General features: G+C 72.0%; 15 protein-coding genes. 9 read left to right on the top strand and 6 right to left on the bottom strand.

All coding sequences use genetic code 11. The features are described from left to right. Window positions 1-36 precede the first annotated feature (36 nt). Entirely contained in the window at window positions 37-489 is a 453-nt protein-coding gene (gene mce / locus AC07FJ_RS10740; RefSeq protein ID WP_361418937.1) for a methylmalonyl-CoA epimerase, read from the bottom strand. A gap of 147 nt (window positions 490-636) precedes the next feature. Here mce and AC07FJ_RS10735 point away from each other — a divergent pair, with 147 nt between their 5' ends. Together AC07FJ_RS10735 and meaB are read left to right on the top strand one after the other, a co-directional pair. Beyond that, the gene (locus AC07FJ_RS10735; RefSeq protein WP_361418934.1) at window positions 637-1,845 is read left to right on the top strand and encodes an acetyl-CoA C-acetyltransferase; all 1,209 of its coding nucleotides are present in this window, start codon (window positions 637-639) and stop codon (window positions 1,843-1,845) included. 16 nt (window positions 1,846-1,861) lie between these two features. After that, complete coding sequence (gene meaB, locus AC07FJ_RS10730; RefSeq protein ID WP_468284848.1) at window positions 1,862-2,818, top strand: methylmalonyl Co-A mutase-associated GTPase MeaB; 957 nt, start codon at window positions 1,862-1,864, stop codon at window positions 2,816-2,818. 58 nt (window positions 2,819-2,876) lie between these two features. Here meaB and AC07FJ_RS10725 read toward each other — a convergent pair whose 3' ends face one another. Further along, window positions 2,877-3,296: a PepSY domain-containing protein gene (locus AC07FJ_RS10725; protein ID WP_479047537.1), complete on the bottom strand. Its 420-nt coding sequence runs from the start codon at window positions 3,294-3,296 to the stop codon at window positions 2,877-2,879. 125 nt (window positions 3,297-3,421) lie between these two features. Between AC07FJ_RS10725 and AC07FJ_RS10720 the strand changes: the two genes are divergently transcribed. Continuing rightward, window positions 3,422-4,081 (top strand): response regulator transcription factor, encoded by a 660-nt coding sequence (locus AC07FJ_RS10720; RefSeq protein WP_468284852.1) that lies wholly within the window; start codon window positions 3,422-3,424, stop codon window positions 4,079-4,081. Between the two features lie 5 nt (window positions 4,082-4,086). Beyond that, entirely contained in the window at window positions 4,087-5,472 is a 1,386-nt protein-coding gene (locus tag AC07FJ_RS10715; protein WP_479048312.1) for a sensor histidine kinase, read from the top strand. Here the strand turns inward: AC07FJ_RS10715 and AC07FJ_RS10710 are convergent. The 4 genes from AC07FJ_RS10710 to AC07FJ_RS10695 all read right to left on the bottom strand — a co-directional run bounded on the left by AC07FJ_RS10710 (window position 5,469) and on the right by AC07FJ_RS10695 (window position 8,177). Next, window positions 5,469-5,945, bottom strand: a complete 477-nt coding sequence (locus AC07FJ_RS10710; RefSeq protein WP_361418922.1) for a MarR family winged helix-turn-helix transcriptional regulator — start codon at window positions 5,943-5,945, stop codon at window positions 5,469-5,471. The two genes, AC07FJ_RS10715 and AC07FJ_RS10710, sit on opposite strands and share 4 nt — an antisense overlap. A gap of 158 nt (window positions 5,946-6,103) precedes the next feature. Next, window positions 6,104-6,874: an AIM24 family protein gene (locus AC07FJ_RS10705; protein ID WP_479048310.1), complete on the bottom strand. Its 771-nt coding sequence runs from the start codon at window positions 6,872-6,874 to the stop codon at window positions 6,104-6,106. 14 nt (window positions 6,875-6,888) lie between these two features. Next, window positions 6,889-7,539, bottom strand: a complete 651-nt coding sequence (locus tag AC07FJ_RS10700) for an AIM24 family protein (protein ID WP_479047534.1) — start codon at window positions 7,537-7,539, stop codon at window positions 6,889-6,891. Further along, the gene (locus AC07FJ_RS10695; RefSeq protein ID WP_479047532.1) at window positions 7,539-8,177 is read right to left on the bottom strand and encodes an AIM24 family protein; all 639 of its coding nucleotides are present in this window, start codon (window positions 8,175-8,177) and stop codon (window positions 7,539-7,541) included. The genes AC07FJ_RS10700 and AC07FJ_RS10695 overlap by 1 nt, the downstream gene beginning before the upstream one ends. A gap of 149 nt (window positions 8,178-8,326) precedes the next feature. Between AC07FJ_RS10695 and AC07FJ_RS10690 the strand changes: the two genes are divergently transcribed. The 5 genes from AC07FJ_RS10690 to AC07FJ_RS10670 all read left to right on the top strand — a co-directional run bounded on the left by AC07FJ_RS10690 (window position 8,327) and on the right by AC07FJ_RS10670 (window position 11,200). Then, window positions 8,327-8,674, top strand: coding sequence for a DUF3817 domain-containing protein (locus tag AC07FJ_RS10690; protein ID WP_361419778.1), 348 nt, complete (start codon window positions 8,327-8,329; stop codon window positions 8,672-8,674). Then, a complete protein-coding gene (locus tag AC07FJ_RS10685; RefSeq protein ID WP_215073818.1) occupies window positions 8,671-8,964 on the top strand; it encodes an MTH1187 family thiamine-binding protein in 294 nt (97 codons plus the stop codon). Before AC07FJ_RS10690 ends, AC07FJ_RS10685 begins: the two co-directional genes overlap by 4 nt. 135 nt (window positions 8,965-9,099) lie before the next feature. Then, the gene (locus AC07FJ_RS10680; protein ID WP_479047529.1) at window positions 9,100-9,897 is read left to right on the top strand and encodes a hypothetical protein; all 798 of its coding nucleotides are present in this window, start codon (window positions 9,100-9,102) and stop codon (window positions 9,895-9,897) included. Beyond that, window positions 9,894-10,574: a DUF4166 domain-containing protein gene (locus tag AC07FJ_RS10675; protein ID WP_479047527.1), complete on the top strand. Its 681-nt coding sequence runs from the start codon at window positions 9,894-9,896 to the stop codon at window positions 10,572-10,574. Before AC07FJ_RS10680 ends, AC07FJ_RS10675 begins: the two co-directional genes overlap by 4 nt. Then, complete coding sequence (locus AC07FJ_RS10670; protein ID WP_479047525.1) at window positions 10,571-11,200, top strand: TetR/AcrR family transcriptional regulator; 630 nt, start codon at window positions 10,571-10,573, stop codon at window positions 11,198-11,200. Before AC07FJ_RS10675 ends, AC07FJ_RS10670 begins: the two co-directional genes overlap by 4 nt. Window positions 11,201-11,219 lie beyond the last annotated feature (19 nt).

The following is an 11,219-nucleotide window of genomic DNA, read 5'->3' as shown; positions in this document are numbered from 1 at the left end:
GGAGCCGCCCACTCTACCGGGCCGGGAATCCGGAGGTCAGTGCTCCGTTGAGGACTGGTCAGAGGACGGCTTCGCCGATGTGACGAGTTCGGTCAGGACCCCGTGGCAGTCCTTGGGGTGCAGGAACGTGATCCGCGACCCCATGGAGCCGATGCGGGGCTCGTCGTACAGCACCCGCACGCCCTTCTCCCGGATCGCCGCGGCGTCGCCGTCCACGTCCGCCGTGCCGAAGGCGATGTGGTGGACGCCCTCCCCGTTCTTGGCCAGCCACTTCCCGACGGCCGAGTCCTCGCGGGTCGGCTCCAGCAGCTGCAGGTAGGAGGCGCCGCCGTCGGACGTCTCGTTGATCTTGAGCATGGCCTCGCGCACGCCCTGCTCTTCGTTGACCTCGGTGTGGAAGACCTCGAAACCGTACGTGGCACGGTAGAACTCGACGGTCTTGTCGAGGTCGAAACAGGCGATCCCGATGTGGTCGATTCGCGTCAGCATGGGACCAGTGCAGCGCCGAAGGAGGTGGTTACGCAACGTGCGCGCGATCACACCGACTGCCCGGTGACCGGGCCCGTACCGCTCAGTACATTGGCAGTAAACCCTCGTTCACTCCTCAGCCCCCGTGCTGGAAGGGGATCGTGCCTCATGTCTGGAACGACCGGTACCACCTCAGTCATCGTCGCGGGCGCACGCACGCCCATGGGCCGCCTGCTCGGCTCCCTGAAGTCCTTCTCGGGCGCGGACCTCGGCGGCTTCGCCATCAAGGCCGCGCTGGACCGTGCCGGCATCGGCGGCGACCAGGTGCAGTACGTGATCATGGGGCAGGTGCTCCAGGCCGGCGCCGGCCAGATCCCCGCCCGGCAGGCCGCCGTCAAGGCCGGCATCCCGATGAACGTCCCGGCGCTCACCATCAACAAGGTGTGCCTCTCCGGGCTCGACGCCATCGCGCTGGCCGACCAGCTGATCCGCGCCGGCGAGTTCGACGTGATCGTCGCCGGCGGCCAGGAGTCCATGACCAACGCGCCGCACCTGCTGCCCAAGTCCCGCGAGGGCTACAAGTACGGCGCGATCGAGATGCTCGACGCCATGGCGTACGACGGCCTCACCGACTCCTTCGAGGGCATCGCCATGGGCGAGTCCACCGAGAAGCACAACACGCGGCTCGGCATCCCCCGCGAGGCGCAGGACGAGATCGCCGCCCTCTCCCACCAGCGCGCCGCCGCCGCGCAGAAGAACGGCGTCTTCGAGGCCGAGATCACGCCCGTCGAGATCCCGCAGCGCAAGGGCGACCCGGTGATCTTCTCCAAGGACGAGGGCATCCGCCCCGAGACCACGGCCGAGTCGCTCGGCAAGCTGCGCCCCGCCTTCGCCAAGGACGGCACGATCACGGCCGGCTCCTCCTCGCAGATCTCCGACGGCGCCGCCGCCGTCGTCGTGATGAGCAAGGCCAAGGCCGAGGAGCTCGGCCTGGAGTGGATCGCCGAGATCGGCGCCCACGGCAACGTGGCCGGGCCGGACAACTCGCTCCAGTCCCAGCCGTCCAACGCCATCGCCCACGCCCTGAAGAAGGAGGGGCTGGAGGTGTCGGACCTGGACCTGATCGAGATCAACGAGGCGTTCGCGGCGGTCGCCGTCCAGTCAATGAAGGACCTCGGGGTTACGCCCGAAAAGGTGAACGTCAATGGCGGCGCGATCGCCCTCGGGCACCCCATCGGCATGTCCGGTGCCCGTCTCGCCCTCCACCTGGCGCTGGAGCTCAAGCGGCGCGGCGGCGGGATCGGCGCCGCGGCGCTGTGCGGTGGCGGCGGCCAGGGCGACGCCCTGATCCTCCGCGTTCCCGGCAACGGCAAGTAAGGGAGTTGTGTAAGTGATGGTGGACGTCCCCGCACTGGTGGCCCAGGCACGGGAGGGCCGGCCGCGCGCCGTGGCCCGGCTGATCTCGCTCGTGGAGGGGGCGTCCCCGCAGCTCCGTGAGGTGATGGCGGCGCTGGCCCCGCTGACGGGCAGGGCGTACGTCGTCGGCCTGACCGGCTCGCCCGGTGTCGGCAAGTCGACCTCGACGTCGGCGCTGGTCTCCGCGTACCGGCGGGCCGGGAAGCGGGTCGGCGTCCTCGCCGTCGACCCTTCGTCGCCCTTCAGCGGCGGCGCGCTCCTCGGCGACCGGGTGCGGATGTCCGAGCACGCGTCGGACCCGGGCGTCTACATCCGCTCCATGGCGACGCGCGGGCACCTCGGCGGCCTCGCGTGGGCCGCGCCGCAGGCCATCCGCGTCCTGGACGCGGCCGGGTGCGACGTGGTGCTGGTGGAGACCGTGGGCGTGGGCCAGTCGGAGGTGGAGATCGCCTCCCAGGCCGACACCTCGGTCGTGCTCCTCGCCCCTGGGATGGGCGACGGGATCCAGGCGGCGAAGGCGGGCATCCTGGAGATCGGCGACGTGTACGTCGTCAACAAGGCCGACCGCGACGGCGCCGACGCCACGGCGCGTGAGCTGAACCACATGCTCGGGCTCGGCGAGTCCCGCGGGCCGGGTGACTGGCGCCCGCCCATCGTCAAGACGGTGGCGGCGCGGGGCGAGGGCGTCGACGAGGTCGTGGAGGCGCTGGAGAAGCACCGCGCCTGGATGGAGGAGCGGGGCGTCCTCGCGGAGCGCCGCCGGGCACGGGCGGCGCACGAGGTCGAGACCATCGCCGTCACGGCCCTGCGCGAACGCATCGGGGACCTCCACGGCGACCGCCGCCTGGACGCCCTCGCCGAACGCATCGTGACGGGCGGCCTCGACCCGTACGCGGCCGCCGACGAACTGGTGGCGGGCCTGACGGGCAACTGACCGCCGACGCGGCGAGGCCCCGTCGCGGGGCCTCGCCGTGCGCCGGGCGCGGGACGCGTCAGTCGTCCTGGCCCTGGTCCTGGCCCTTGTCGTCCTGGTCCTGGTCGTCGTTCTGGTCGTTGTCCTGGTCCTTGTCCTGGGTGGCCTTCGCGGTCGTCGCGTCGACCGTCCACTCCTGGACCTTGCCGTCCTTCGTCAGCAGCTCGACGTCCCAGTTCCGGTGGCCCGTGTCGTCATCGTCGTCCAGGTCCAGCGAGACCACGGTCCCGTGGCCCGCGACCGACTTCAGCGCCTGCTCGGCGGTGACCTTCGGCGCCTTCGGGGTTCCCTCGGCGTCGTGGCCGTCCGTGACCACCTGCGTCGCGGTCTGCTTGCCCTTCGGGGCGTCCTCGTCCGTCGACGCGGCGAACGCCGCCGCCGTGCCGCCCGTCAGCAGGGCCGCCGCGGTGACGGTCGCGATGATCAGGTTGCGCTTCATGGAGTGGCCTCCCGTGGGTGGGTCGGTGATTCCTGCGGTACGGCAACCACCCTGCGCCCCGGCGGCTGAACGCGGCCTGAAGCCGCCTGAAGCGTTCTTCAGCTTCCGTTTGCGACCCTGAACCCATGCGCCTGTTGATCGTGGAGGACGAGAAGCGGCTCGCCCTGTCCCTCGCCGCCGGACTGCGCGCCGAAGGGTTCGCCGTCGACGTCGTGCACGACGGGCTCGAAGGGCTGCACCGCGCCGGCACCGGTTCGTACGACCTCGTCGTCCTCGACATCATGCTCCCGGGCATGAACGGCTACCGCGTCTGCGCCGCCCTGCGCGCCGCCGGGCACGACGTGCCGATCCTGATGCTGACCGCCAAGGACGGCGAGTACGACGAGGCCGAGGGGCTGGACACCGGCGCCGACGACTACCTGACCAAGCCGTTCTCGTACGTCGTGCTCGTGGCCCGGGTGAAGGCCCTGCTCCGGCGGCGCGGCCGCACCGCGTCGCCCGTGCTGCGGGCCGGGCCGCTCACCGTGGACACCGCGAGCCACCGCGTACGCCTGGACGGGACGGAGGTGGGCCTCACGGCGAAGGAGTTCGCCGTGCTGGAGCAGCTCGCGACCCGGCCGGGCGAGGTGGTGTCGAAGGCGGAGATCCTGGAGCACGTCTGGGACTTCGCGTACGAGGGCGATCCGAACATCGTCGAGGTGTACGTCAGCGCCCTGCGCCGCAAGCTGGGCCCGGAGCTCATCACGACGGTGCGCGGCGCCGGCTACCGGCTGGAGGAGCGGTGAACCTCCTGCGCTCCGTGCGCGCCCGTACGGCCCTGGGTGCCACGCTCGTCGTCGCGGTCGCGCTCGTCGTCGCCGGGGTGACGCTGCTGGCCGTCCTCCGGTCCCACCTCGTCGACCAGGCCGGGCTCCAGGCGGAGGTCTCCGCGCGGTCCGTCGCCGCCCAGATCGCCGGGGGCACGCCCCTCGGCCGGCTGGACCTGCCCGACGACACCGAGGAGCACCCGGTCCAGGTCGTCGACGAGGACGGCCGCGTGGTCGCCATCGGCGAGGACATCCAGGCCATCGGCGGGACGGCGAGCACGGCGACCCGGGCCGTCCCCCCGGCGGACGGCGAGGGCGAGACGGAGGCCGGCGAGGTCTCCGACGAGGCCACGTACTCGACCGGCGACGTCACCGTGGACGGCGAGAGGGCCACCTACCGCTTCGCCGCCGTGCGGGCGTCCGGCCCGCAGGGCGAGGCCACCGTGTACGCGGGCGCCCCGCTGGCGACCACGTCGGCGACGGTCGCGGGCGTACGCGGCGCGATGCTCGCCGCCCTCCCGGGCCTGCTGCTCGTCGTCGCAGGGGTGACGTGGCTGGTCACCCGGCGGGCGCTGAAGCCCGTGGAGGGCATCCGCCGGGAGATGGCGGCGATCACGGCCTCCGAGGACCTGTCGCGCCGGGTGCCCGAGCCGTCCACGCACGACGAGGTCGCCCGGCTGGCCCGGACGACCAACGAGACGCTGGCCGCCCTGGAGGCGAGCGTGGAGCGGCAGCGGCGGTTCGTCGCGGACGCCTCGCACGAGCTGCGCAGTCCCATCGCCAGCCTGCGCACCCAGCTGGAGGTGGGCGCGGCCCACCCGGGGCTGCTGGACGTGCCGGGCGCCGTCGCCGACACCGTACGGCTCCAGCAACTGGCGGCGGACCTGCTGCTGCTGGCGCGCCTGGACGCGGGGGAGCGGCCGGGGCGGACGCGCCTCGACCTGGCCGAGCTCGTACGGGAGGAGGTCGCGCGGCGCGGCGGCGACCGGGTACCGGTGCGGGTGGCGGCGGCGCCGGAGGGCGCGGTGGTCAGCGGGTCGCGCGGGCAGCTGGCGCGCGTGCTGGGCAACCTGCTGGACAACGCGCAGCGGCACGCGGCCACGCGGGTGGCCGTGACCGTACGGTCCGAGGGGCGCGAGGTCGTCCTGGCCGTCGAGGACGACGGGGCGGGTGTGCCGGAGGACGAGCGGGAGCGGATCTTCGAGCGGTTCGTCCGGCTGGACGACGCACGCAGCCGCGACGAGGGCGGCGCGGGGCTCGGCCTCGCCATCGCCCGGGACGTCGCCGCCGGGCACGGCGGCACCCTCGCGGTCCGCCGGTCCCCCTCCGGCGGAGCGCTGTTCGAACTGCGGTTGCCCGGTGCCCGTTAGGGCTTGCCGCGCAGACCGCGCAGCTGTTCCGCGATGGGGTGCAGGGAGGCGTGGAGCTGCTCCAGCGCGTCCGGGTTGAGCAGGTCGATGAAGTGCTTGCGCACCGACTCGACGTGGTGCGGCGCGACCTTCCGCATGGTCTCCATGCCCTGGTCGGTGAGGACCGCGTACAGCCCGCGCCGGTCCGACTCGCAGTTCTCCCGGCGGACCAGGCCCGCGTTCTCCATGCGGGTGATCTGGTGGGAGAGGCGGCTCTTGGACTGGAGCGTCGCCGCCGCCAGGTCACTCATCCGCATGCGCCGTTCGAGGGACTCCGAGAGGTTCACCAGGATCTCGTAGTCGTTGATGGTCAGGCCGAACGGCTGGAGGTCCTTCTCCAACTGGTACGTCAGCAGCCTGTTGACGTCCAGATACGTACGCCAGGCCTGCTGCTCGGCATCGGTCAGCCAGGGGATGGCCGTCTCGGTCTCCATGTATGGATTCTACCTAAGAAGTTGAATGCTGGACGAAATGAGGGTCAGTGACGCCGGGCTTCTCCGGCCCCCCGTCCTCGACGACTGGGCGGCGGCCCCGTGACAGGGGGTGCCAAGGGTGCAGACGTTCGAGGGCGTCACACTCCGCAGACTACCGCTCACAGCCCGAAGCGACGCTGGAGGTCCCCCAGCTGACCGGGAAGGCGCGGTACGGACCCGTGCTGACCGTGGCCGGATCCATGCGTTCCGCCGCCGCCCGGAACCCCCGGCTCATGGGGCACCACCCCGGTCGCCTGCTCCGCCATCAGCGCTTCCGAGGACTGCAGCAGCACCGTGCCGGCCCCCACGAACTCGAACTGGTGCTCCTCGCCCGACGCCCCGCCGATCCCCGTCAGCTGCCGCAGCCCGCCCATGACCCCGCTCATGTAGCCGTGGTCGTAGTGGTGGCAGGGCGAGGGGCAGTCCGCCCAGCCGACCAGCGCCTGCGGGTCCACGCGCAGCGGCGGCTCCATGAAGACCACCGGCCCGTTCGACGCCGCCACGAACTTCCCCGTACCGATCAGGGTGAGGAACCCCGGCACGATCGACTGCTTCAGGGCGAGGCTCGGCTGGAAGGCCAGGAGGTTGCCGGCCCGGATGGTGAGGTTGCCCTCGTCCAGGTCGTACGAGTTCACGTCGAAGGCCCGGTCCGCCAGCAGCATCTTGCCGCTGCCCTCCGCCACCACCCAGTCGCTCGCGTGGAGCGGCGAGTGGAAGGAGGTGCGCACGAGCCGGTCGAGACGGCCGTGACCGATGCCGTTGAAGTCGATGCGCCCGTAGTAGGCGATCATCTTGCCCTTCTGCAGGAACCACTGGGAGCCCTTCAGCTCCACACAGAAGGTGTACGGATTGACGTTGTCGTCGCTCGGCAGAGTCGAGGGGTCGTGCATGACAAGTGCGCTGCTCACAGCTTCTCCTCCGACGCCTGGACGTACACCACTCCGTTGCCGCTCAGCTCCAGCTGGAACGCCTCACCCGAGCCGCGCCCCACCATGTCGCGCCAGCCCAGCGCGGTGGAGAGCTTGTTGCGCACGTCGCCGCGGTGGGCCACGTACGCCTGCGGGTCGACGTGCACCGGGCGGGACGGGGCGATCGGCAGTTCGATGACCCCGCCGTGGGCCATCACGGCGACCGCGCCGTGGCCCTTGAGGGTCGTGGTGAACAGGCCCTGCCCGGTGACCTGGCCGCGCACCATGCCCATGACGCCGCCCTGTGCGCCCATGAACATCGTGCCCTGCTCCAGGGTCCCGTCGAAGGCGAGGAGCCGGTCGGCCTCCACGTACAGCGTCTCGCCGGACAGCCGGACCACCTGGATGTGGTGGCCGCCGTGCCCGAACATCACCGTGCCGCTGCCTTCCACCGTCATGAGCGGGGTGGCCTCACCGGCCACGCGGCGGCCGATCATCGACATCAGGCCGCCCTGGCCGCCGGCCGTGTTCGGCGTGAAAGTGACGTCGCCGCGGTAGGCGAGCATCGCGCCGCGCTGGCTGAACATCTTCTGGCCGGGCGCGATCGTCGCCTCGACCATCTTCGCGTTGATCTCGCGGAACGGCATCAGATCTCGCCCCCCACGGTGTTGCGCTCGCTCGGCTGCACGTAGACCAGCCCGTCGCCCTCGAAGCGGATCTGGAACGCCTCGCCGCCGCCCTCGCCCAGGAACGTGCGGAACGTCACACCGGACTGGAAGCTCTGCTGCACGTTGCCCTGGTGCGCGATGTACGCGCCGGGGTCCACGGACAGCGGGTACTGCGGCGTCACGCGGAGCACGACCGCCGGGCCGTCCGACATGATCGCCGCCTGGCCCGTGCCCTCGACGGTCGTCGTGAACAGCCCGGTGCCGGTGGCCCCGCCCCGCAGCCCGGTGAAGCTGGTCCCGGTGCGCAGCCCGGCGTCCGCGCACAGCAGGTTGCTGGACTCGACGTAGAGCTTGTCGCCCTGGAGCCGCACGAGGTTGATCTCGGAGGCGCGGTCGGCGAAGAAGCAGGTGCCCTGCCCCTTCACCTCCATCATCTCCATCTGTTCGCCGGTGAGCCGGCGGGTGACCATGCCGCGCAGGCCCTCACCGCCGCCGGACATCTTCTTGAAGGCCATCTGGCCGTCGTACGCGACCATCGAGCCGTTCTTCGCTTTGACGGCGTCACCGGTCAGGTCGACGGCGAGCACCTTGCTGCCTTGGAGTCGGAACGTTGCCACGCCACGACGGTAACCGGTGGTCCAAGGCGCGGACAGGGCCCTGGGGAGGATCCCGACCCTGATAAAGCGCAGGCAAAGTCGCCTGGCACAATGGGGCGAACCCGCTTGTGAGTCGATTCACAAGATCGATGACGACGAAGGTGCTGCCCGTGGACATCAAGACCGCCTCCTCCCTCCACCGCCTCCGACTGGTCTCCGGTCCGGAGGCCGTCTCGTTCCTCCTGCTGCTCGTGTGCTCGGTGCTGAAGCGCACGACGGAGTTCAACGCGGTCCCGGTGATGGGCGCGATCCACGGCGTGCTCTTCATCCTGTACGTGCTCTTCTGGCTCGACGCCTGGAACCGCACCAAGTGGGAGCTGAAGACCGCCGCCCTCTACTTCGTCCTGTCGGTGCTGCCCTTCGGCGGCTTCTTCGCCGACCGCAAGCTCAAGCGCGCCGCGGACGACGCGGTCATCGCCTCCCGCGCCCGCCGCAAGGGTGTGGTGGAGTCCGCATGATCGTCGCCTTCTCCGTCACCCCGCTCGGCGTCGGGGAGGAGGTCGGCGAGTACGTCGCCGACGCCGTCCGCGTCGTCCGTGAATCCGGCCTGCCGAACCGTACCGACGCGATGTTCACCTCCATCGAGGGCGAGTGGGACGAGGTCATGGACGTCGTCAAGCGCGCCGTCGCCGCCGTCGAGGCGCGCGCGCCGCGCGTCTCGCTCGTCCTCAAGGCCGACGTCCGCCCCGGCGTGACGGACGGCCTGACCTCGAAGGTCGAGACGGTGGAGCGGCACCTGTCCGCCTGAGCGTCTCGGTGTGAACCCCGGTCCACGTGGACCGGGGTTTTTTCACACCCCCTGTTGAGCGACTGCTCAAATGCTGTTAGGTTCCTTTTGAGCGGTCGCTCAAAGGGGTGGCTCCGGCTCCGGGGGGAGAACGCCGTGCTGTACGTGGAAGCGCGCATCCGCGCGGACCTGGACGAGCTCTGGGAACGCACCCAGGACCCGGCCCGGCACCAGCGGTGGGACCTCCGTTTCACGGAGATCGCCCCGCTGCCTTCCGCGCCCGGCGCGCCGCAGCGGTTCCGGTACGCCACCCGGGTGCTGCCCTTCCTGACCGTCGCCGGCACCGGTGTCTCCGCGGGGGAGCGCCACCGGGCCGGCGGCGAGCGGGTCTCCGCGCTGCGGTTCTCCTCCGCGCACCCGCTCTCCCTGCTCGCCGAAGGCAGCGGCTACTGGCGGTACGTACCGACCCCCGACGGCATCCGCTTCCTCACCGGCTACGACTACCGGCCACGCTGGGGCCGCTTCGGCGTACTCGCCGACCGGCTGGTGTTCCGGCCCCTGATGGGCTGGGCCACCGCCTGGTCCTTCGACCGGCTCCGCCTGTGGTGCGAGCGCGGCATCAGCCCGGCCCGCTCCCTCGCGTACGCGCTCGCCGAGGTGGCGGTCCGGACCGCGGCCGTCCTCGCGGGCGCCGCGGGGGTGTCGGCGGGCCTCCTCCCGGGTGCCGGGGGTGATGGCCTGGTGGCCGGGGGCGGTGGTCTGGTTGCCGGGGGCGGTGGCCTGGTGGCCGGGGGCGGCGGCCCGGTGGTCGCCCTCTGCGCCCTCGCGCTCACCGCCGTCGCCCTGCTCGTGCCGCCGTCGCCCCGCACCCCGGCCGCCCGCCGCTGTCTGCGCACCCCACCCCCACGGAGCGCGGCGCCCCGCCTCCTCGCCACGCTGGAGCACCCCTCGTGACCTCGATCTTCGCCCGCGCCATGGGCGCCGACTTCGACCGCCTCCACCCGCAGCTGCGGCGTCGCTTCTCGGTCGGCCTCGACAGCGGCGAAGCCTGCACCGGCCACGGCGTGATGGACCGGATCTGGCACGGCCGCGCCTTCGTCAAGCCGTTCCTCGCGCTCGGCGGGACGCGCAACATCCTGATCCCGCGCACCGGCCGCGACATCCCCTTCACCATCGAGAACGTCCCCTACACCGACTCCCACGGCCGCGAGACGGTCACCTTCGTACGGACCTTCGCGCTGCCCGGCGGGCCCCGGCGCTTCGACGCCACGATGGTGTACAGCGGCGAGCGCGACTGCGTCCTCGACTACCTCGGCACCCACCAGCACCTCGCCAGCGACCTGCGCTTCACCGCCGAGCCCGACGGCTCCCTGCTCATCCGCTCGGGCGAGCACCGCTTCCGCGAGGGGCCCGTGGACGTCCGCGTACCGGAGCTGATCGGCGGTGACGCCGAGGTGCGCGAGTCGTACGACGAGGCGACGGGCCGCTTCCGCATCCGGGTCCGGGTCGCCAACCGCCGCTTCGGGCCGCTCTTCGGCTACGAGGGCTCCTTCACGGCCGCGTACACCGACGTACGCTCACACGGGGTGCGGGCCGGGCTGCGCCCGGTGCGGGAGGAGATACGGGCGTGAGCCAGGACACCAAGGTCAAGCTGCTGGAAGGCGCGCTGCGCACGCTCGCCGAGCAGGGCATCGCCAAGACCTCCGCCCGCTCCATCGCCGCGGCCGCCGGCGTCAACCAGGCCCTCGTCTTCTACCACTTCGGCTCCGTCGACGAACTGCTCGCCGCCGCCTGCCGCCACGGCGCCGAGCAGCGCGTCGCCCGCCACCGCGACCGCCTCCGCGGCGTCTCCACGCTCGCGGAGCTCCTCGACTTCGGGCGCGAGATGCACGCCGAGGAACGGGCCGCCGGCAACGTCGCCTTCCTGGGTCAGCTGCTCGCCGGCGCCCAGGCACAGCAGCGCCTGGCGCCGGCCACCGCCGCCGGGCTGGACCTCTGGATCGACGAGATCGAGCAGGTCCTCGTCCGCGTGCTGGCGGGGACGCCGATCGCCGAGTTCACCGACTCGGCGGGGCTCGCCCGCGCCGTCGCCGCCTCCTTCATCGGCCTCGAGCTGTACGAGGGCGTCGACGCGGACGGCGCCGCACGCGCCCTCGGCGCGCTGGAGCAGCTCGCCGCGCTGGCCGCCGCCCTGGAGGAGCTCGGCCCGCTCGCCCAGCGCGCGGTGCGGCACCGGCTGCGCCGTACCGCCCGGTGACCGCGGGCCGGAGCGAGAT

The organism is Streptomyces sp. NPDC045998, assembly GCF_056430285.1.
Note: the sequence above shows the minus strand (reverse complement) of the source record. Positions and strands in the feature narration are given on the sequence as shown.